Here is a 20267-nt window from a genome sequence, read left to right on the forward strand (position 1 = left end):
CGTACGGACGGTCGAACGGGATGGGAGCGATGGAATGGGCGTGCTCAGCTACGGTGCGACGGACTACCTGTTCGGGGATCGGCTGCTGGCGCACCTCCAGGTCGTCATCACGACCAAGCTCCGCCGCCGGGAGAGCTTCACGCTCAGCTGGGTGCCCGACGGCGACGGCGGCCGGGAGGCGATCTGGGTCGACAACGGGCTCCACATCCGCTTCCGCTACGACGAGTCGACCATCGCTCCGCTCAACCGGGACTGGCTCGACGCGCTGATGGACGGAACGCACCGGCCCAACGGACTGCTCGTGATGCCCGAACCGGCGGCGCACCCGGCCAAACGCTAGAGAATCTAGATTGTAGGTGCTCTATCGTTAAGGCATGACGTCCGATACGCAGGAATCGGCGCGCCACTACTGGTATCGCGAGGAAGCCGACGACCGGTCGCCCGGCCTCGAGGTGCTGGAGGCGATGCGCGCCTACGGCGCCGCCGAGTCCGCCATGCGCCGGCGCTCCGAGGGAGTCCTCCGCATGAGCGAGAACGACGTCTCCGCGATGCGCTACCTGCTCCGCGCGCAGGAGCAGGGCCGCTCGGTCGGGCCGAAGGAGCTCGCGGAGTACCTCGGCATCCAGAGCTCATCCGTCACGGCACTGCTCGACCGTCTCGAACGCGCCGGCCACATCCGCCGGGAGGCGAGTCCATTCGACCGCCGTGCGCTCATCGTCGTCCCGGCCGTGCCCGAGGACGAGCTGCAGCGCGCCATCCTGGGCGACATGCGCCAGGAGCTGGTCGACGTCGCCGCCTCGCTGAGCCCGGAAGACGCGGAGACCGTGATCGGTTTCCTGCGCAGGATGCGCGAGGCGGTCGACCACATCGACGCCGCCGGCGCGACCGGCCGGCCGCATCCCCGGGCTGCATCGCCTCGGACCACCGCGTAAAATCGGGGTATCGATGCACAGACCGGCGGGGGCTACTGGTACGACCGTGCCGACCCGCACACCGTAGAGGTCCTGAACGCGCTGCGCGACTACCGCGCAGCCGAGCAGGCGATGCGTCGTCGTACCCGTGAGTCCATGCGGATGGGCGAGAACGACCTGCGCGCGCTGCGGTTCCTGCTGAAGCGGCAGAGCGGGGGAGTGCCCGCGACGCCGGCCGAGCTGGGTGCGGAACTGCACCTGAAGTCGTCATCGGTGACCGTGATGCTCGACCGGCTGACGATCGCCGGCTGGGTGGCGCGGCAGCCGCATCCCACCGACCGGCGCTCGCTCGTCATCGTCGCGACGCCGGGCGCCGACGAGGAGGTGCGCCACACGCTGCAGGCGATGCACCGGCGCATGCTCGCGGCGGCGGGGGAGCTCGACCCGCGCGAGGCCGAGGTGGTGCGCGAGTTCCTGGGGCGGATGGCCGCGGCGGTCGAGTCCCTCGACCAGCGCGACAGCATCTCCTGAGCGTCTGGTGCGAGGTGGGGCCCGCGGGGTAGACCCGGCTCCACAACGGTGGGAGCGTCGAAGACGAAACGGACCACTGAAAGGGGACGTCATGGGACTCGACGACAAGATCGAGAACGCCGGAGAGAAGCTGGGCGGCAACGCCAAGGAGGCTGCGGGCAAGGCCACCGGCGACGAGCGCCTCGAAGCCGAGGGCAAGGGCGACCAGGCCAAGGCCGACGTCAAGCAGGCCGGCGAGAAGATCAAGGACGCCTTCAAGGACTGAGGCTGCTGAAACCGTACGAAGCCCCCGCACGGGTCCACGTGGGCGGGGGCTTCGTGCTGTCCGGATCCGTCTCGGTCCGCGCGCGGCGATTCATCGCCCGTTTCCCTGTGATTCGACTTTCGTTCACCCGATCCGCGGAGTAATTTCCGGAGCATGGGAGACCGGACGGACCGCACCCGAGCGGGACGGAGGGCGGCCATCGGAGGCCTGCTCGCTGTGCTGGCGCTCGTCTCCACGGTCGCGCTGGCCGTGGCCATCCCCACCCAGGGCGAGAACCCTCGCGCGTGGGGCGTCATCGTCTGCGGCGTGGCGACCGTGGCGATCTGCGCGGACTTCGCGCTGCGCAACTGGCGCCTGCTGCGGCACTACCGCGGCGACGACCTGGCGCCGCGGCATCACGCCCGGGCGAAGGCCGCCCGGTAGCGGGTGGGCGGGACGCCCACCTCGGCGTCGAAGTGGTGACGGAGGAGCGTCGCGCTCCCGAAGCCGCACTGGCGGGCGACCTCGTCGATCGGCAGGTCCGTGGTCTCGAGCAGCAGTCGCGCGCGCAGGATGCGCTGGGTCGTGAGCCACTGCATCGGGGGCACGCCGGTCTCGGCGACGAAGCGGCGTGAGAAGCTGCGCGTGGACATATGGGTGCGCTCGGCGAGGCTGCCCACCGTGTGCGACTCGTCGAGGCGCTCGGTCAGGTAGTCGATCAGCTCGCTGAAGGTGTCGTCCTCGCAGTCGCTGACCGGCTTGTCGATGTACTGGCGCTGGCCGCCGTCGCGCTGCGGCGGCACCACCATGTTGCGGGCGATGGTGTTGGCGACCGCGCTCCCGAGCTCCCGGCGCACGAGGTGCAGGCTGGCGTCGATCCCGGCCGAGGTGCCGGCAGAGGTGATGATGCGGCCGTCGTCCACGAAGAGGACGTCGGGGTCCACGCGGGCGGCCGGGAAGCGGCGCTGCAGCTCGTCGGAGAACCGCCAGTGCGTGGTGCAGTCGCGCCCGTCGAGCAGGCCGGCGGCTCCGAGGGCGAATGCGCCGGAGCAGACGCTGAGCAGGATGGCGCCACGGTCGTACGCTCTGCGCAGCGCATCCAGGAACTCCTGCGGGTACTCGTCTCGCACCGTGGCGGCGGGCACGGCGATCAGGTCGGCGTCGTCCATCGCCTCGAGGCCGTAGGGCGCGGTCACGCGGACGCCGACCGGGCTCGTCACTGCCGTGTCGGGGTGGATGGTGCACACCCGGAAGTCGAACGGCTCGAGTCCCGCGTAGCTGCGGTCGAGCCCGAAGACCTCGCAGACGACCCCGAATTCGAACATGGCGAACTCGTCGATGAGGGGCACAGCGACCGATCGGATCATGCCCGCAGTCTAGTGGCCGTATCTTTGCGAAGATAGACCTAAAGCCATCTCGTGTCCGGATCTTTGCGCTCGTAAGGTGAAGGTCATGGCGAACACGACATGGACACAGGGGATGGAGCACGGCTGGGTCAGGCATCCGGCCCGGACCAACGGCGGGGAGCCGGTCGTCCGCAAGCGGTTCGTGCTCAGCGACTGGCTGCCCGCGGCGATCCTCGCGCGCGGCGGAACGGTCACACGCGAGACCGAGCGGGGGCTGGCCGACCTGCGCGCAGCGCAGGCCGCCCGGGAGACGGGCCGCTGACCCGCGGCCCAGCCGGATCGAGGGGTCGCAACACGCCGTTATAGCGGAGGCTTTACGGGGTGTTGCGACCCTCCGTTTCCGACAGGGCAGCGACGGGCGCGCCCGCGCGCGGCGCCGGGCCGACCGACGCGCGGCGGAGCAGGTCGGCGTCGAAGACGACGGCCGCGTCGTCCACCCGCTCGCCGTGGATGCGCTGCAGCGCGAGGCGCGCGGCGGCGGCGCCCAGCTCGTAGATCGGCTGCTCCACCACGGTCAGGGGCGGCGTGGTGATGCCGGTCCACTCCGGGTTGTCGAACGAGATCAGGGACACGTCGCCCGGGATGCTGAGGCCGAGCGTGCGGATGGTCTGGAAGACGGTCATGGCGATCAGGCTGTCCGACGCGATGACGGCGGTCACCGGGTCGTCGCCCTCGAGCAGGTCGCGGGCCACCGCCTCGACGCCGCGGCGGCGCGCGTCCAGCCGGATGTTCTGCTCGGGCGAGGGGATGCCGGCGTCCGTGAGCGCCTCCATCACGCCGGCGACGCGGTCGGCGACGCTCGACATGGTGATGGTGTCGCCCGGGGTGTAGACGCCCGCCGGGTGGTCGTGGGTGGAGATGAAGGCGATGCGCCGGTGGCCTTCGGCCAGCAGTTCGGCCGTCGCCCGGGCCGCCGCCGCCCGGTTGTCGACGGTCACCGAGTCGTACGGGCGGCCGTCGGCGCGCCGGTCGAGCAGCACCAGCGGGCGCCCCGCCGCGCCGACGGCGGCGAGGTGGCCGACCCGGGCGGAGGAGGCGGGCGCGACGATCAGGGCGTCGACCTGCTTGTCGAGGAGCACATCCACTGCGGCCTGCTCGGCCTCGACGTCCTCGTCGGAGTTGGTGAGGATGACGTCGTAGCCCTCGCGGTTGGCGACGTCGGAGATGCCGCGCATGGCGTGGGCGAAGAACGGGTTCTCGATGTCGCCGACGACCACGCCGATCGTGTTGGAGCGACCGGTGTTCATCGAGCGTGCGAGCGCGTTCGGCCGGTAGTTGAGCTCCTCGGCCGCGGCCAGGACGCGCGACCGCACCGCGTCGCTCACCTGCCCGTAGTCGCCGAGCGCTCGGGCGGCCGTGGCCTTCGAGACCTTCGCCGCCCGGGCGATGTCGGCCACCGTGACGGCGCGGCGGGACCCGGGTCGTGGGGACATTCGGTGAGCCCTTCCTGGTCGCGTCCTCGGTGTTGACGAAACCCGGAGACGTGTTGTAGCGTCCCAGAAAACCAACTGAGACCGGTCTCAGCGTAATCCCCAGAGACCGGTCTCAGCAACCACCGATCGACGAGGATCGCACGTCCTGTCTCTCGCCGACCATCCCCCAGACGATTGGACCCCGCAGTGAAACGACGCACCTTCCTCCGGCCGGCCGGACTGCTGGCCGCCGCGGCCGCGGCCGCCCTCGTCCTCGCCGGCTGCAGCGCCGGCGGCGCAGCAGGCAGCTCCACCAAGGACAACCCGTACGGGCTCATCGAGGCGGGGACGGTCCGCGTCGCCAGCCTCGGCGACTCGAAGCCGTACACCTTCACCAACGCCAAGGGCGACTTCACCGGCTTCGACGTCGAGCTCTTCACCGACGTCGCCAAGCGCGCCCACCTCGGCAAGGCGGTCTTCACCGGTCAGGACTTCTCGGGCCTTCTCGCCGCCGTCGCGAACCACCAGTTCGACGTCGGCGTCGCGGCCATCGGCATCACGAAGGAGCGGGAGAAGACGGTCGACTTCTCCGACGGCTACCTCGCGGGCTACCTGACGGTGCTCACCACGAAGTCGAGCGGCATCGACTCCGCGAAGGACCTCGCGGGCAAGCGCCTCGGCGTCGTGCAGGGCACCCTGCAGGAGGCGTACGCCGTCAAGAACTTCCCCAAGGCGAGCCTCGTCCGCTTCCCCGACAACAACGCCGCCGTCTCCGCCCTCAACAGCGGCTCGGTGGATGCGCACTTCCTCGACTACGAGGCGGCCAAGAGCTACGTGGGCCAGTACCCGCAGCTGAAGGACGCTGAGGACATCCCCTCGTTCGACGCTCCGGCCGGTTTCGCCATCGCCAAGGGCAACCCGGCTCTGAAGAAGGCGCTCGACACCGCCCTCCACGCCGCGATGGAGGACGGCACCTGGAAGAAGCTCTACCAGAAGTGGTTCCCGGGCTCGCCGATGCCCGAGCAGTACCTGCCGAAGGCGGAGCAGACCTCGACGCCGACCCCGTCGAAGTAGGAGCTCAGGGAGATCCCCATGGACTGGCTCAACACCATCACGCACACCTTCTTCGACATCCCGTCGATGCTGCAGGTCTTCCCGCAGCTCCTCGGTGTCGGACTCGTCAACACGCTGATCATCTCGATCGCGGCGACCGTCATCGGCGTCGTGCTCGGCATGGTGGTCGCGGTCATGGGGATCTCCACCTCCCGCTGGCTCCGCATCCCCGCCCGGGTCTACACGGACGTGTTCCGGGGTCTGCCGGCGATCCTCACCATCCTGCTCATCGGGCAGGGGTTCGCACGGTTCTCGCAGGCGGTCTTCGGACCGTCGCCCTACCCGCTGGGCATCCTGGCGCTGTCGCTGATCGCGGCCGCGTACATCGGCGAGATCTTCCGCGCCGGCATCCAGAGCGTCGACCGCGGCCAGCTGGAGGCGTGCCGCGCGCTCGGCCTCAGCTACGCGAAGGCGATGCGCCTGGTGGTCGTGCCGCAGGGCATCCGCCGGGTGCTCCCCGCGCTCGTCAACCAGTTCATCGCCATCGTGAAGGACTCCAGCCTGGTGTACTTCCTCGGCCTGCTGGTCGGGGAGCGGGAGCTGTTCCGCGTCGGCCAGGACGCGGCCGTGCTGACGGGCAACCTGTCGCCCCTGGTGCTGGCCGGCCTCTTCTACCTGGTCATCACGGTGCCGCTCACCCACCTCGTCAACTACTTCGACAACCGGTTCCGCACCGGGCGCCGCAAGCCGGCGCCGCCGAAGAGCGGGCTCGACGAGCTGGACGAGGTCCAGCCGCCCGCCCCCCTCACCCTCGGGAGCAACACATGACGTACACCTCTCCGCTGCCCGCGCAGCAGACCCCGGACTTCCGCGGATCGGCGCTCGACCTCGTCGACCTGACGATGGCCTACGGCGACATCGACGTGCTGCGGGGCGTCTCGCTCTCGGTCGCCCCCGGCACCACGACCTGCGTGATCGGGCCGTCCGGCTCCGGCAAGTCGACGATGCTCCGGGGGATCAACCGGCTGCACGAGCCGAAGAGCGGCGACGTGCTGCTCGACGGGCAGAGCATCCTGGGCAGCAAGCCGGATGCGCTGCGCCGCCGGATCGGTCTCGTCTTCCAGCACTTCAACCTCTTCCCGGACCACACGGCGCTGCAGAACGTCATGCTCGCCCTGCGCTCCGTGAAGCGGATGCCGAAGGCGGAGGCGCAGCGGGTCGCCGAGGAACGCCTCATCGAGGTCGGGCTCGGCGAGCGCATGGACCACCGCCCGCGCGACCTCTCTGGCGGCCAGCAGCAGCGCGTCGCGATCGCCCGGGCGCTCGCGATGGAGCCGCAGGTGATGCTGTTCGACGAGGTGACGAGCGCGCTGGACCCCGAGCTGGTCAAGGGCGTCCTCAACCTCATGGCCGACCTCGGCCGGCGCGGCATGACGATGGTCGTCGTCACCCACGAGATGAACTTCGCCCGCAAGGTCGCAGACCAGGTCGTGTTCATGGACGAGGGACGCGTCGTGGAGGCGGGGCGCCCCGACGACCTGTTCGACCGGCCGCAGAGCCCCCGCCTGCAGCGCTTCCTGTCGGAGGTGCTGTGAGCGGCGCCGAGCCCCTGCGCGTCGGACTGATCGGGTACGGGGTCGCCGGGCGCGTCTTCCACGCGCCGTTCCTGGCGGCGGACCCGGCGTTCGAACTCGCGGCGGTCGTCACGTCGCAGACCGAGCGGCTCTCGGCCGACCACCCGGGGGCGCGGGCGGTGCCCGACGTGGATGCGCTGCTCGCGCATCCCGGACTCGACCTGGTGGTCGTGGCCTCGCCCACCCCGCTGCACGTCGCGCAGGCGACCGCCGCGGTCGCCGCCGGCCTCGCGACGGTCGTGGACAAGCCGTTCGCGCCGGACGCCGCAACGGGTCGCGCGCTGATCGAGCGGGCCGAGGCGGCGGGCGTGCCGTTCACCGTCTTCCAGAACCGGCGCTGGGACGGCGACTTCCTCACCCTGCGCCGGCTGGCCGGCGACGGGTCGCTGGGCGACGTGCGGCGCTTCGAGTCGCGGTTCGAATGGTGGAAGCCCGCCATCGACGACTCGTGGAAGTCCACGACCGGTGCGTCCGAGGGCGGCGGAATCCTGTTCGACCTGGGCTCGCACCTGATCGACCAGGCCCTCCTCCTCTTCGGCCCCGCGCGCGTCGCGCACGCCGAGATCGGCGACCGCCGCGGCGGAGCGGCCGACGACGACGCGTTCGTCGTGCTCGAGCACGACTCCGGCACCACGAGCCACCTGTGGATGAGCGCGGTCGCGCCCATCTCCGGGCCGCGGTTCCGCGTGCTCGGCTCGCGCGCCGGCTTCGTCTCCTGGGGCCTCGACCCGCAGGAGGGACAGCTCGGCGGCGGCATGCGGCCCGGCGACCCCCGGCTCGGGCGGGCGACCGCGCCCGCGCGGGTCGGCACCGACTCCCATCCCGACGAGGTCTCCCTCGTCCCCGGCGACTACGCCGCCTTCTATCGCGGCCTCGCCGCCGCACTGCGCGACGGCTCGCCCCTTCCCGTCGACCCCCGGGAGTCGCTCGCGGCCCTCGAACTGATCGACACCATCCACTCGCAGAACCGAAAGTGAGCACCATGACCGCACCATCCATCCGTTCCCGCGTCGTCGTCATCGGCGGCGGTGTCCTCGGCGTCTCGACCGCCACCCAGCTGGTGCGCGCCGGCGCCGAGGTCACCCTGCTCACCGAGGGCGAGCTCGCCAGCGGTGCGAGCGGACGCTCCCTCTCGTGGCTCAACACCGCGGGCCTGCGCTCGCCGGAGTACCACGCGCTGCGCCAGCTCGGCATCGACCGTTACCGCACCCTCGCGGCGCGCGCCGACGTGTCCGGGTTCCTCCGGTTCGACGGCGGGCTCACCTGGGCGCCGGAGGGCGAGTCGTTCCGCCCGGTCCTCGAGCACGAGCGCGCCATCGGCTACGACGCGCAGTGGCTGGCGGCCGACGAGGTCGCCGCGTGGACCCCGGGCGTCGACCCGGCCGCCGTCGCGTCCGAGGGCGCCATCTTCAACCCAGGGGAGGGCTGGGTCGACCTGCCGTCGCTCGTCGCCTTCCTCGCCGCCGAGTTCACCTCGCGCGGCGGCACGCTGATCACGGCCGCGGGTCACGTCGAGGTCGTGGTCGAGGACGGCCGCGCCGTCGGCGCCGTCACGCCGGACGGGCGTCGCTTCGACGCCGACGCGGTGCTGCTCGCGACCGGCCCGGGCGTCCCCGCCCAGGTCGCGGAGCACGGCGTGACGATCGAGGACGGCAGCCCCACGGCCCTCCTGGTGTGGACCAAGCCGGTGGAGACCGAGCTGACGGCCGTCCTCAACACGCCGAATGTCGCCGTGCGCCCGACGCCGACCGGAGCGCTCGCGCTCGACTCGGCGTGGTCGGAGGAGGCGCTGGTCGTCGGCGACGACGGTTCGGTCACCGTCCCGGACGGCATCGTCGACCGCCTGCTGGAGGAGGCGTCCCGCGTGCTCGCGGGCAACCCGCGCCTCGAGCTCGACGGCTTCGGCATCGGCGGGAAGCCCATCCCGGGCGACGGTGAGCCGGTACTCGGCGAGCTGGAGCAGATCCCCGGCTACTTCGTCGCCTTCACGCACAGCGGCGCCACGCTCGGGCTCATCGCGGGCGAACTGCTCGCCCGCGAGATCCTGACGGGCGAGGCCTCGCCGCTGCTGGACACGTTCCGCCCCGCGCGCTTCTCCGCCGCGCTGGTGTGAACGTCGCGGAGGGGTCAGGTGGGATGGGCCCCTCCGCGCGGCCGGCCCGGCCGCCTCGCGTCACCCGCGTCTCCTATGCTCGGAGCGTGGATGAGATCGAGGCGGCCGGGTTCCTGTTCGACATGGACGGGACGCTCGTCGACTCGACGGCGGTCGTCGAGTCGGTCTGGACCGCCTTCGGCCGGCGACACGGCCTCGACCCCGCAGCACTCCTGGCGTACGCGCACGGCCGTCAGGCCGTCGACACCGTCGCGCACTTCCTCCCCGAGCTCAGCGTCGAGTCCCGCGACGGGCTCGTCCGCGGACTCGTGGCGGAGGAGATCACGCGCACCGACGGCATCGTCGAGGTGCCGGGCGCGGCCGCGCTGCTCGACCGGCTGCTCTCCGACGACGTGCCCGTCGCCGTGGTCACCAGCGCGCCGCGCGAACTGGCCATCGGCAGGATGCGCGCGGCCGGCGTCCCCCTCCCTCCGGTCCTGATCGCGGCGGAGGACGTCGCGCGGGGCAAGCCGGACCCCCAGGGCTACGTGCTCGCCGCCGAGCGCATCCGCGTGCCCATCTCCGAGTGCGTGGTGTTCGAGGATGCGGACGCCGGCCTGCAGGCGGCCGTCGCCTCCGGCGCGCGGGTCGTGGTGGTCGGCCGCCACGAGTCGCCGGTCACCGTAGGACTCGAGCGGCTGATCGACTACTCGGGACTCCGAGCCGCAGCGGGCTGACGTCGCCGCCCGGGCCGGTACTGCATTGCGCGACCCGGTGTCGGCCGAGCAGGATCGCGCCATGAGCACCAAGAGCGCGCCGAAGCGCCTGCCCCGGCATCCGGCGTCGAGTCTCGCCGAGCGCTGGACCGTGGTCGACGGCGTCGACGTGTTCTACCGCGAATCGCCGGATCCGCCCGATGCGCCGGCGATGATGCACGTTCACGGGTTCGGGCTGTCCGGCCGGTACCTGCTGCCGACCGCGGAGCGGCTCGCCCAGGAGTTCCACACGCTGGTCCCGGACCTTCCCGGGTTCGGCCGCAGCGGGAAGTCGCCGAACGGTCTCGACATCCCGGACCTGGCGCGGGACGCCGTCCGGTTCCTCGACGACCGGGGCATCGAGAAGGCCACGTTGGTCGGCAACTCGATGGGGTGCCCGGTCATCCTCGAGTTCGCGCACCACTTCCCGGACCGCATCGACCGAGCCGTCCTGGTGTCGCCGGCTGGCGGCGCCTACAACCGGCCCCTGCGGCGCGCCGTCGGCCAGCTGACCCGTGACGGCGGACGCGAACCGCCACGGATGGTGCGGGTCGCCACGCCCGACTACCTCCGGTTCGGCGTGCCCAGCACCTTCAAGATGTTCAGCGCGCTCACCTCGTACCCGTCGCTCGACCGCCTGCTGGAGCTGCACATCCCGACCCTCGTCGTCCTGGGCGACCGCGACCCGCTGCTGCCGCACCCGGACCGCGTGCAGGAGATCGCGTCGGCCACCGACAACCATGTGCTGGTCGTGCGGATCGAGGGCGCCGCGCACGCGATCAACTTCAGCCACCCCGGTGAGCTGGCGCACGTCATCCGGCTGTTCATGGCGGACCAGCCGATCGTCGACGACCCCGACTCTCCGGGCCACGCGAGCCTCTACGAGATCCACCGGGGCAAGCACCTGCCGCCCAGCGGGTAGCCGCGCTCAGCGGCTGGTGAGGCCGCTGCCCTGACCGCAGATCGTCGACCGCACCCAGTCGGCGGCGTCGGCGGGCTGCAGTTCGCCCGAGCGCAGGCCGCCCACGAAGTCGAGGGCGTGGTCGGTGAGCCGGCCGTCGGCCGACTCGGGCGCATCCCGCCCGACATGGATGGACAGCCAGCGGGTCGTGCGCGTGCCCAGGCGTGCGGCGACGGCCACGATGCCCGCGAAGTGCCGGGCCTGCCCGTCGGTTCCGTCGTCGACGTGGCGGCGGAAGCCGCGCCCGCGGATGCGGTTCGAGCCGCCGCGTCCGGCGTCCAGCGGCCAGCGCGGTCCGCGCCGCACGCCGGCCGCCTCGTGACCGAGTTCGCGCAGGAACTGCGCCGGGTCGGACGTGCGCGCTGCGACACGGGCGCAGGCCTCGGCGAGCTGCGCGCATCCATCCATCGTCACCCCTTGCCGCCGCGGACGAGCGCCTCGGCACCCTCCTGCCACCAGACGCCCGCGGCCGGTCCGCCGTTGCAGCTGCCGTCGCTCACACCCGGGTGCTTCACCCACAGCAGGGCGTCGAGCTTGCCGCCGTCGCCCTCGGTCACCTTCGGGTCCTGGCCGAGCTTGGCGCCGGGCGGGTTGCACCAGGTGCCGGTCCAGCCGTTGCCGTTCCGCGAGACGTCGATGACGTAGTGCTTCCAGCCGATCTTGGACGACAGCTTGCCCGCGTAGTCGCGCTCCCGCTGGGTGGTGTCGAAGTTCGAGACGTTGGTGAAGAAGCCGTGCGCGCCCGCGACGCCGCCCTTCTCGAGCCACGCGGCCTGAGCGCTGGGGGAGAGCCAGCGGGCGTTGCCGCCGTCGAGGTAGGTGGCGATGCCCGCGGCTTCGAGGATGCCGACCGACGCCTTGAGCAGGGGGAGCCGCACGGAGGCGGAGTCGCCGCACTTAGGGTCCGCGAGCATCGCGAGCGAGTCCGGCTCGAGCAGGACGACGGCGTGGCTGTCCGCCAGCGTCGCGGCGATGGTGCGGATCCATGGCAGGTACTGGTCGGGGGCGAGGCCGCCCTTCGAGTAGCCGCCGCAGTCGCGGTTCGGGATGGCGTACGCCACGAAGACGGGGGTCGCCTGCTGGGCGCGCGCGTCCGCCACATCGTTCCGCAATTCGGTCACCAACCGGTCGCCCTGGAACCACTCGCCGAGCCACACGGCCGTCGGGATGTCGGCGATCCGGCCGGCGATCAGTGCGGAGGCCGTGTCGCCCTGCTGGTCCATCCGCGTGCGTGCGGCGGCAGCCTCGGTGTTCGGATCGAGGTACAGGCGCGTCGAGGCGAAGGCGCGCGGAGCGTCGGGAGTCGGCGTCGCGGTCGGCGCCGGGGCGGACGCCGTGGCCGCGGTCGGAGCCGCCGCGGGCCGGGTGAGCCCGAGGGTCAGACCCCCCGCGATGATCAGGGCCGCGACGACGAGCGCCACGACGAGCACCGGTTTACGCATCCGCTCCCCTTTCGGACTGCTTCGGAAGCCCACACCCTAACAGCGTCGCATTGCAGGCATGTGACGCCCGAATTGGGGGACAAACCCGTGTCCTCCAAACGACCCACAGAACGGTCTTTCTGGCTAGGCTCGCGATGTCACACACCCGAGTTACTGCCTGTAGCCCCGCGGACGCCGAACCCGAACCCGGCCCCGCGGGAGAACCCGAACGCTGCAAAGGACGTATCGTGCACACCACCTCCTACAACCCTGCCCACGACCGGGCTCAACTCCTCGCCCGCCGCCACGAGCGCGACCTGCACTGGGCGAAAGAGCGCCGCCGCCAGCACGAGCGCGAGACCGCCGAGGCGCGTGCCCTGCTGGCCGCGCATCCCCTGGCCCTCGCCCGCACCACGCTCTGGACGAGCGGCGTCCTGCTCGCCCTCGTGGCCGGCGGCTGGGGGCTCGCCCTCGCGGCCGCGCCGGCGTGGATGGCCCTCGTGGATGCTGCCGCCGCAGTGCTCGCCTGCGCGGTGCTGGTCGGCGCCGCCGTCTCGCTCGGCCGGCTGCGCGCCCGTCGTGCCGCCGCCCGCGCGCTGCTCCATGCGCGCGAGGTGCGGCTGTCGCACACGCAGTACCACATCCACGAGAGCGTGCACTCGTTCATCGACGCCCGGGTGGATGTGGTGAACACGCGGCAGCCGGTCTCCGTCTGACCGCAGCCCGGCGCCGCGTGGTCGTTTCTATAATCGAACACGTGCCCTCGATCGACGATGCCCGCTCCGCCCAGGCCGCGACGCCTCCGCTGCAGACACTGTCGCGCGGCATCCGGATGCTCGAACTCCTGGCCGACGCCGGGGAGCCGATGAGCATCCCGGCCATCGCCGCGGGGCTGGGCCTGCACCGCTCGATCGCGTACCGCATCCTCCGCACGCTCGAGGACCACGGCCTGGTGGTGCGGGATGCGTCCGGCGCGGTCGAACTCGGGCCCCGGATGGCGAGCCTCGCCCGGTCGGTGTCGCGCGACCTGCAGTCCGCGGCGCTGCCGCAGCTCACCGCCGTCGCGAACGAGCTGTCGATGACGGCGTTCCTGGCGGTGCTCGACCGGCACGAGGTGGTCACGCTGGTCACCGTGGAGCCGTCGCACGCGCACGCCACCGTCGCGCAGCGGCCGGGGACGCGGCATCCGCTCGCCTCCGGGGCTCCCGGCATCGCCATCCAGTCGGCGCTCACCGAGGCGCAGTGGCGCGAGCTGCCGGGCGAGCACCCGCGCGACGAGGCCGCCCTCGCCCACGAGCGCGGTTACGCCACCAGTCACGACGAGGTGATCGCGGGCCTGGCATCCATCGCGGTCCCGGTCCGTGCGCCCGGGCAGCCGGTCGCGGCCCTCGCGGTCGTCTACGTCACGAACGACGTGGACGCGCCCGCGATCGGCGCCCGCCTGCGCGCCGCCGCCGCCGCGATCGAGTCCGACCTCCGCTGACGCGCATCCCCCCTCCGTCGAGTACACGAAAAGTGCACGGTTTAGGGGGGTTAAGCGTGCACTTTTCGTGTACTCGACGATGGGGGCTGGCGGCGCGGGCGCGGGCGCGGGTCAGGGGAGGGGCGCGCGGGCGACGAAGTCGCGGTGCAGGGCGGTCTGCGAGAGGGCGGACAGCAGGGTGAAGCCGCGGAGGGCGTCCCAGCCACCGGTCCAGGTGAGTGAGGCGGCCACCTCCCAGACCGTGCCGCCGGGATGCGCGGCGACCTCCCGCGCGCGGCGGAGGTGGTGCTCGGCCAGCACCGCGCAGCGGTCGGCGAGGCCCGTGAAGGGATGCTCGTGCCCGGGCAGCACCTGGACGTCGGGCCCGTCCAGCGCGGCGACCCGGCGCAGCGACGCGAGGTAGTCCGCGATCGGGTTAGAGGCGCTCGGACCGCCGAGCCCGAGCCCCGTGTTCACCGTCGGAAGCACGTGGTCGCCGCTGAGGACGAGCCCTGCATCCTCATCGTGGAGGCAGACGGAGCCCGGCGTGTGACCGGGAGTGTGCAGCACGCGCAGGCGCCGGCCCGGCACATCGAGCAGGTCGCCGTCCTCGAGCAGGCCGTCCGCGCGGCGCAGCGACGGCACGACCGGCGCCGTGGCGGCCGCCTGCAGCTCGGGCCGCCGCTCGGCCGGGACACCCCACGCGTCGAGGTCGGGTGCGGGCGGACCGCTCGCGAGCGCGTCCAGCGCCTCCTGCTCCCGGCGGTGCAGGAGCACGGGCGCGCCGGTCCGCCGCCGCAGTTCCTCGGCCCCGCCCGCGTGGTCGGCGTGCAGGTGGGTCAGTACGATTGCGGCCACGTCCGCGGGGCGCCGGCCGAGCGCATCCACCGCCCCCATGAGGGCAGCCTGCGCCTCGGCGGTCGGCGACCCCGGGTCGACGACCAGCAGGCGTCCGCGGGCGTCCTCGATCAGGTACGCGAGGCTGAAGGGCAGCCCTCCGGCCGGCATCGGGATGCGCACGGCGTGCACCCCGCCGGCGAGGGTCGCGAAGGCGGTCACCCCGTCAGGCTAGACCGCCGCCGCCGACGACACCGTTTCGGTTACGCTGTGGTGGCCGAGCGTCGGGCCGGCGGGAGGGGGACCGGATGCGGCGTCTGGAGACGACACCCCGGCCGGACTGGCGGGCGCGACTGGACCGGATCGGATTCACGTTCTACGACCTCCCCTCCGAGGGCGGCCGCCCGTACTGGAACGAGACGGCCGCGTACGCCTTCTCGATGGCCGAAGTCGAGCTGATCGAGGCAGCGACCCAGGAGCTGTTCGACCGGTGCATGGATGCGGTGGAGCACATCGTGCGCGCGCGCCGCTTCGCCGAGTTCGGCATCCCGTCGCGGTTCCACGACCTGGTTGCCGAATCCTGGGACGCCGACGACCCCACGGTCTACGGCCGGTTCGACCTCGCCTACGACGGACAGGGGACCGTCTCGCTGCTCGAGTTCAACGCCGACACCCCCACGTCGCTCGTCGAGTCCGCGGTGGCCCAGTGGCAGTGGCTGACCGAGGTGCGCGGCGAGGGGTCCGACCAGTTCAACTCGCTGCACGAGCAGCTGGTCGAGCAGTGGGAGCACATCCGCCGCGCGCGCTGGGGACTCGCCCCCCGGCGCGCGCCTGCACCTCGCGTCGCTGCACGACTCCGGCGACGGCACGCTCATCGTCGAGGACTTCGAGACGGTCGCGTACATGGCGGAAACCGCCGCGGCCGCCGGTTTCGACCCCAAGCTGGTCTTCATCGAGGACCTGCAGTGGGATGTGGATGCAGCTGTCTTCCTCGACGCCGACGGCGAGCCCGTCCACCACATCTTCAAGCTGTACCCGTGGGAGTGGATGGTCAACGAGCAGTTCGGCGGCTTCCTCCTCCAGAGCAGGGGGACCACGCAGTGGGTCGAGCCGCCGTGGAAGCTGCTGCTCAGCAACAAGCAGCTCCTCGTCGTGCTGTGGGAGTTCTTCCCGGGGCATCCGAATCTCCTGCCCGCGTACGCCGACCCTGCGGCGCTCGCGGGGCGGCGCTACGTCCGCAAGCCGCGGCTCGGCCGCGAGGGTGCCAACGTGTCGCTGCACGACGCCGACGGCGCGGTCGTCGCCGAGGAGGACGGCCCGTACGGGGACGAGGGGTTCGTCTTCCAGGAGCGTGCGACGTTCGCGCCCATCCCCGGGAAGACGGCGGTGATCGGGTCCTGGGTCGTCGGTGACAGCCCGGCCGGGATCGACCTGAGGGAGACGAGCGGCCCGATCACCGGTGATCTCGCCGAGTTCGTCCCCCATTTCATCGAGGCCGGCGTGGAGGACGGCGATCGTGCGTAAGCGAGGTCCCATCGAATTGCGCGGCATCGCCGCCGCCCACCGCAGCGTCCCCCGCGTCGCCGCCGGCGTGACGACGCTCGCGGCCGCCACTCTGCTCCTGGCCGGGTGCAGCGCGGACGAGCAGGGGACCGTCCGGGTCGCCTCCGACGGCACGCACTACGTGCTGCCGGACGACGCCCGGCGCCCCGAGTACCGCACCCGGGAGGACTGCATCGCCGACGTGACGGAGCAGCTGAATGCGCTCCGCGCCGAGGGGACCCAGGTCGACGACGACCCGGAGTCGCTGTGCGAGTCCTCGTCCGCCTACCCGGGCCACTACCACGCGCCCTGGATCGGCCCGATCCTCTGGGGCGCGTCGATCTGGAACAGCAGCCGCGTCGCATCCTGGGCGCCGGTCCGCAACGGCGGCTTCTCGTGGACGAGCGCCAACCTCCAACCGGATGTCGTGCAGCGCGCCCCCGCCGGTGCCGCAGCCGGCGAGCGGGCGCCGCTGAAGGGCGGCTTCGGCAGCTCGGGCAAGTTGGGGATCGGCGGCGCCCGCGAGGGCGTCAGCGTCGGAGGGTGAGCCCCCGCCTCAGGCGCTGACCGCCGTGCGCAGGATCGGTGCGAAGAACGACGCGAGCTCCGCGGTCGCGGTCAGCGGCAGGACGTGTGCCACGTACTGGTCGGGACGCACCACCACGATCGCACCGCGACGGTCGATGCCGCGCTCGGCGAAGATGTCCTGGGCGGGGTCCGCCGCGTACACCTTCTCGTAGTCGATGAGGCCGAACGGTCCCACCCGCGGCAGGAGCAGCGGCGGCACGACGCCGAGGTCGACGGCCGTGTGGTCCTGCTGGTAGACGACCTTCACGTCGAACCAGGCGTCCGGGTCGGCGCCCTCCGGTGTCGCGGCGAGCGGGGAGTCCGGGGCGGTCGCCAGCCACTCGGCGAGGTCGGCGACGGCGGAGGGCTGCCCGGCGGCCGCCCCGTCGGCGAAGACGTAGATGCGCCAGCGGCCGTCCGCGCGGGCGTGGTGGCCCAGGTGCACCGGGTTGCCGTCGCACACCCGCTCCACCGGGGCCGACTTGAAGCGCTTGCCGATCGGGAAGCCCGCCGCCAGCTCCTGGTGCGCGGCCTCCCCGACGATCAGCGACGGGGCGTACTGCGTCATGAACCCGGCGGGGAACTCGGCCGTGCGCACGTAGAAGTCCTCGAGCTCTGACGGGCTCGCGAACTCCTCCGGCTTCTTCGCCATCAGCGTCGACCACTGCTTGTCGAAGTCGATGAGGTCCTTCGCCACCACCTGGCGTTCGGCGGAGTAGGTGGCGAGCAGCGACTCCGGCGCGCGTCCGTCGAGCACGTGCCCGAGCTTCCAGCCGATGTTGAAGCCGTCCTGCATCGACACGTTCATGCCCTGGCCGGCCTTGGCGCTGTGGGTGTGGCAGGCGTCGCCGGTGATGAAGACGCGCGGGGTGCGCGTGCCCAGCTCGTGCGGCTCCACGTCGTCGAAGCGGTCGGTGAGCCGGTGGCCGACCTCGTAGACGCTGTGCCACGCGACGTTCCGGACGTCCAGCGTGTACGGGTGCAGGATGGCGTTCGCCTTCGCGATGATCTGCTCGATGCTGGTGGAGCGCACGGCGCCGTTGTCGCCCGGCTGCACCTCGCCGAGGTCGACGTACATCCGGAACAGGTAGCCTCCCTCCCGGGGGATCAGCAGGATGTTGCCCGCCTCCGACTGGATCGAGCACTTCGTCCGGATGTCGGGGAAGTCGGTGACGGCCAGCGCGTCCATGACGCCCCAGGCGTGGTTCGCCTGGTCGCCGGCGAGGTGGCAGCCGATCGCCTCGCGCACGCGGCTGCGCGCGCCGTCGGCGCCGACGACGTACTTCGCGTGCACGACCCGCTCGGACCCTTCATCCGGCCCGGCCGTGCGGCGGAGCGTGACGGCGACGGGATGCTCGCCCTCCCCGACCGTCAGGCCGACGAACTCGAAGCCGTAGTCGGGCGTTAGACGGGACGGCGAGTTCGCCGCGACCTCGGCGAAGTAGTCGAGCACCCGGGCCTGGTTGACGATGAGGTGGGGGAACTCGCTGACGCCGGTGGGGTCGTCCACGGGCCGCGCGGTGCGGACGATGCGGGAGGGGTCGGCGGGGTCGGGCTTCCAGAACGCCATCTCGGTGATGCGGTACGCCTCGGCGATGATCCGCTCCGCGAAGCCGAAGGCCTGGAAGGTCTCGACGCTGCGCGCCTGGATGCCGTCCGCCTGCCCGATGGCGAGACGTCCAGGGCGCCGTTCGACGAGGCGCGTGACCACGTTCGGGAACTGCGCCAGCTGCGCCGCTGCGATCATCCCGGCGGGGCCGGATCCGACGATGAGCACATCCACCTCGTCGGGGAGCTCGGCGGGCCGGTCGATCCCCGTGCCGGCGGGCTCGTGGATGCGCGGGTCGCCGGAAACGTAGCCGTGGTGGTGGAACTGCACGGGAGCCTCACTTCGTCGTAAGTCGTTCATTATGCGAACACTGTGTTCGCATATCGCATCCACTGTACCGTTTCGCACGCGGTGGCGGAAGAAAGCGGCCACCCGCCCTCCCGTAGCTTTCCGCAACAGAAGGACGGTGCGGCCGGGCGGTGCCGCACCATAGGGGGATGCCGGAGTTCACCACCCATCAGGTCCACGCGGGAGAGTCCCGTGACGCCGCTCACGGCGCCCGCGTGACGCCGATCTACCTGACCGCCGGGTTCGAGTTCGACAGCTTCGCCCAGGCCGAGGGGCGCTTCGGCGGCGACGAAGCCGGCTACACGTACAGCCGCTCGGGCAACCCGACGACCGCCGCCCTCGAGCGCCGGGTCGCCGGGCTGGAGCGCGGCCGCGAGGCGATCGCGGTCGGCAGCGGCCAGGCGGCGCTGACCGTCGCCCTGCTCGGTCTCGTGCAGGCCGGTGACCACATCCTCTCGGCGCAAAGCATCTACTCCGGCACCCGCGGCCTCTTCGAGAACGGCCTCAAGCGCCTCGGCATCGAGATCGAATTCGTCGACGACCCGACGGACCTCGACGAGTGGCGCCGGCGCGTCCGCCCCAACACCCGGGTGCTGTTCGGCGAGTCCATCGCCAACCCCGGCACTGAGATCCTCGACGTCGCGGGCGTCGCGACCGTCGCGCACGAGAACGGGCTCCCGCTCGTCGTCGACAACACGCTTGCCACGCCCTACCTGCTGCGCCCGGGCGACTTCGGCGCCGACATCGTCGTGCACTCGGCCAGCAAGTACCTCGGCGGCCACGGTTCGACGCTCGGCGGCATCGTCGTCGACCAGGGCGGCTACGACTGGGCCGCGTCGCCGTTCCGTCACCTGACCGGACCGGACGAGTGGCTGGATGGACGCAGCTACGTCGACGTGCACGGCGACGGCGCGTACGCCGCGTTCGCGCGCTCGGTCGTCGCCTCCCTCTTCGGTCCCGTGCTGTCGCCGATGAACGCGTTCCTCATCCAGCAGGGCATCGAGACCCTCTCGCTGCGCGTGCAGCGGCAGTCGGACACCGCCCTGGCGGTCGCCCGCTGGCTGGAGGCGCAGCCCGAGGTCGTCCGCGTCGACTACGCGGGGCTCGCATCGCACCGGGCGTACGGCCTCGCGCAGCGGTACCTCCCGCGCGGGCAGGGCGCCGTGCTCGGCTTCGCGCTGGCCGGCGGCGCGGCAGCGGCCGAGCGGTTCTACGACGCGGTCGAACTGTTCAGCCGGATGACCCACATCGGCGACGTGCGGTCGCTCATCCTGCACCCCGCATCCACCACCCACGGTCACCTCGCCGCGGACGTGCGCGAGGAGCTCGGGATCGGCGGCGGCCTGCTGCGGCTGTCCATCGGGCTGGAGGATGCGGACGACCTGATCGAGGACCTGGCGCGCGGGCTCGCGGCGGTGGCGGCGGGCGCGGCGGCGTCGGAGGGCGCGGCGGTCTCGGCGAGTTCGGCGGGGGATTCGGCGGACGCCCTCCCGGCCCATGCATTCGCGACGGACGCGGCGGTCCCCGCCGCAGGACGGTAGG

At 72.1% G+C, this 20267-nt stretch carries 24 protein-coding genes and 1 pseudogene; 19 read left to right on the forward strand and 6 right to left on the reverse strand.

Annotation, left to right across the window (positions count from 1 at the left end):
- Positions 1-34 precede the first annotated feature (34 nt).
- The 5 genes from J2W45_RS14440 to J2W45_RS14460 all read left to right on the forward strand — a co-directional run bounded on the left by J2W45_RS14440 (position 35) and on the right by J2W45_RS14460 (position 2130).
- Complete coding sequence (locus tag J2W45_RS14440) at positions 35-340, forward strand: DUF7882 family protein (RefSeq protein ID WP_310133142.1); 306 nt, start codon at positions 35-37, stop codon at positions 338-340.
- 34 nt (positions 341-374) lie between these two features.
- Complete coding sequence (locus tag J2W45_RS14445) at positions 375-932, forward strand: MarR family winged helix-turn-helix transcriptional regulator (RefSeq protein ID WP_310133144.1); 558 nt, start codon at positions 375-377, stop codon at positions 930-932.
- A 141-nt stretch (positions 933-1073) separates the two neighbouring features.
- A complete protein-coding gene (locus J2W45_RS14450; protein WP_310133146.1) occupies positions 1074-1442 on the forward strand; it encodes a MarR family winged helix-turn-helix transcriptional regulator in 369 nt (122 codons plus the stop codon).
- A gap of 91 nt (positions 1443-1533) precedes the next feature.
- Complete coding sequence (locus J2W45_RS14455) at positions 1534-1707, forward strand: CsbD family protein (RefSeq protein WP_310133148.1); 174 nt, start codon at positions 1534-1536, stop codon at positions 1705-1707.
- Between the two features lie 153 nt (positions 1708-1860).
- The gene (locus J2W45_RS14460) at positions 1861-2130 is read left to right on the forward strand and encodes a hypothetical protein (protein ID WP_310133150.1); all 270 of its coding nucleotides are present in this window, start codon (positions 1861-1863) and stop codon (positions 2128-2130) included.
- Here the strand turns inward: J2W45_RS14460 and J2W45_RS14465 are convergent.
- Positions 2103-3053 (reverse strand): GlxA family transcriptional regulator, encoded by a 951-nt coding sequence (locus J2W45_RS14465; protein ID WP_310133153.1) that lies wholly within the window; start codon positions 3051-3053, stop codon positions 2103-2105. The two genes, J2W45_RS14460 and J2W45_RS14465, sit on opposite strands and share 28 nt — an antisense overlap.
- An 85-nt stretch (positions 3054-3138) precedes the next feature.
- Between J2W45_RS14465 and J2W45_RS14470 the strand changes: the two genes are divergently transcribed.
- Positions 3139-3354: a hypothetical protein gene (locus tag J2W45_RS14470; protein ID WP_310133155.1), complete on the forward strand. Its 216-nt coding sequence runs from the start codon at positions 3139-3141 to the stop codon at positions 3352-3354.
- 52 nt (positions 3355-3406) lie between these two features.
- Here the strand turns inward: J2W45_RS14470 and J2W45_RS14475 are convergent, their stop codons facing one another.
- Positions 3407-4525: a LacI family DNA-binding transcriptional regulator gene (locus J2W45_RS14475; RefSeq protein WP_310133159.1), complete on the reverse strand. Its 1119-nt coding sequence runs from the start codon at positions 4523-4525 to the stop codon at positions 3407-3409.
- A gap of 186 nt (positions 4526-4711) precedes the next feature.
- Between J2W45_RS14475 and J2W45_RS14480 the strand changes: the two genes are divergently transcribed.
- The 7 genes from J2W45_RS14480 to J2W45_RS14510 all read left to right on the forward strand — a co-directional run bounded on the left by J2W45_RS14480 (position 4712) and on the right by J2W45_RS14510 (position 10960).
- Positions 4712-5578: an ABC transporter substrate-binding protein gene (locus tag J2W45_RS14480; protein ID WP_310133161.1), complete on the forward strand. Its 867-nt coding sequence runs from the start codon at positions 4712-4714 to the stop codon at positions 5576-5578.
- 18 nt (positions 5579-5596) lie between these two features.
- Positions 5597-6385, forward strand: coding sequence for an amino acid ABC transporter permease (locus tag J2W45_RS14485; RefSeq protein WP_310133164.1), 789 nt, complete (start codon positions 5597-5599; stop codon positions 6383-6385).
- Positions 6382-7152: an amino acid ABC transporter ATP-binding protein gene (locus J2W45_RS14490; protein ID WP_310133166.1), complete on the forward strand. Its 771-nt coding sequence runs from the start codon at positions 6382-6384 to the stop codon at positions 7150-7152. Before J2W45_RS14485 ends, J2W45_RS14490 begins: the two co-directional genes overlap by 4 nt.
- Positions 7149-8168, forward strand: coding sequence for a Gfo/Idh/MocA family protein (locus J2W45_RS14495; RefSeq protein WP_310133168.1), 1020 nt, complete (start codon positions 7149-7151; stop codon positions 8166-8168). The genes J2W45_RS14490 and J2W45_RS14495 overlap by 4 nt, the downstream gene beginning before the upstream one ends.
- A 5-nt stretch (positions 8169-8173) precedes the next feature.
- Positions 8174-9304 (forward strand): NAD(P)/FAD-dependent oxidoreductase, encoded by a 1131-nt coding sequence (locus J2W45_RS14500; RefSeq protein ID WP_310133170.1) that lies wholly within the window; start codon positions 8174-8176, stop codon positions 9302-9304.
- 86 nt (positions 9305-9390) lie between these two features.
- On the forward strand, positions 9391-10020 hold the full coding sequence (locus J2W45_RS14505; protein ID WP_310133172.1) for an HAD-IA family hydrolase: 630 nt from the start codon (positions 9391-9393) through the stop codon (positions 10018-10020).
- Between the two features lie 61 nt (positions 10021-10081).
- Positions 10082-10960: an alpha/beta fold hydrolase gene (locus J2W45_RS14510; protein WP_310133174.1), complete on the forward strand. Its 879-nt coding sequence runs from the start codon at positions 10082-10084 to the stop codon at positions 10958-10960.
- Between the two features lie 6 nt (positions 10961-10966).
- Here the strand turns inward: J2W45_RS14510 and J2W45_RS14515 are convergent, their stop codons facing one another.
- Both J2W45_RS14515 and J2W45_RS14520 read right to left on the reverse strand, forming a co-directional pair.
- Complete coding sequence (locus J2W45_RS14515; protein WP_310133176.1) at positions 10967-11407, reverse strand: hypothetical protein; 441 nt, start codon at positions 11405-11407, stop codon at positions 10967-10969.
- Between the two features lie 2 nt (positions 11408-11409).
- Complete coding sequence (locus J2W45_RS14520; RefSeq protein WP_310133178.1) at positions 11410-12441, reverse strand: glycoside hydrolase family 6 protein; 1032 nt, start codon at positions 12439-12441, stop codon at positions 11410-11412.
- A gap of 227 nt (positions 12442-12668) precedes the next feature.
- On the opposite strand from J2W45_RS14520, the gene J2W45_RS14525 reads away from it, so the two are divergent.
- Positions 12669-13136 (forward strand): hypothetical protein, encoded by a 468-nt coding sequence (locus tag J2W45_RS14525; RefSeq protein WP_310133179.1) that lies wholly within the window; start codon positions 12669-12671, stop codon positions 13134-13136.
- Between the two features lie 116 nt (positions 13137-13252).
- A complete protein-coding gene (locus J2W45_RS14530; protein WP_396427122.1) occupies positions 13253-13903 on the forward strand; it encodes an IclR family transcriptional regulator in 651 nt (216 codons plus the stop codon).
- 111 nt (positions 13904-14014) lie between these two features.
- On the opposite strand, the gene J2W45_RS14535 is transcribed toward J2W45_RS14530, so the two are convergent.
- Positions 14015-14941, reverse strand: coding sequence for an MBL fold metallo-hydrolase (locus J2W45_RS14535; protein WP_310133182.1), 927 nt, complete (start codon positions 14939-14941; stop codon positions 14015-14017).
- 86 nt (positions 14942-15027) lie between these two features.
- On the opposite strand from J2W45_RS14535, the pseudogene J2W45_RS18430 reads away from it, so the two are divergent.
- The 3 genes and pseudogenes from J2W45_RS18430 to J2W45_RS14550 all read left to right on the forward strand — a co-directional run.
- A pseudogene (locus J2W45_RS18430) lies at positions 15028-15453 on the forward strand (glutathionylspermidine synthase family protein); the annotation flags it as partial.
- A gap of 139 nt (positions 15454-15592) precedes the next feature.
- A complete protein-coding gene (locus tag J2W45_RS14545) occupies positions 15593-16243 on the forward strand; it encodes a glutathionylspermidine synthase family protein (protein ID WP_310135053.1) in 651 nt (216 codons plus the stop codon).
- Positions 16236-16808 carry a hypothetical protein gene (locus tag J2W45_RS14550; RefSeq protein ID WP_310133187.1) on the forward strand — a complete coding sequence of 191 codons (573 nt, stop codon included), beginning with the start codon at positions 16236-16238 and terminating at the stop codon, positions 16806-16808. Before J2W45_RS14545 ends, J2W45_RS14550 begins: the two co-directional genes overlap by 8 nt.
- Positions 16809-16817: 9 nt before the next feature.
- Here the strand turns inward: J2W45_RS14550 and J2W45_RS14555 are convergent, their stop codons facing one another.
- Positions 16818-18707, reverse strand: a complete 1890-nt coding sequence (locus J2W45_RS14555; protein WP_310133189.1) for an FAD-binding monooxygenase — start codon at positions 18705-18707, stop codon at positions 16818-16820.
- 167 nt (positions 18708-18874) lie between these two features.
- On the opposite strand from J2W45_RS14555, the gene J2W45_RS14560 reads away from it, so the two are divergent.
- Positions 18875-20266 carry an O-acetylhomoserine aminocarboxypropyltransferase/cysteine synthase family protein gene (locus J2W45_RS14560; protein WP_310133191.1) on the forward strand — a complete coding sequence of 464 codons (1392 nt, stop codon included), beginning with the start codon at positions 18875-18877 and terminating at the stop codon, positions 20264-20266.
- The last annotated feature ends 1 nt before the right edge of the window (position 20267 follow it).

The sequence above is a fragment of the Leifsonia shinshuensis genome, assembly GCF_031456835.1.
Classification (GTDB): Bacteria; Actinomycetota; Actinomycetes; order Actinomycetales; family Microbacteriaceae; genus Leifsonia; species Leifsonia shinshuensis_C.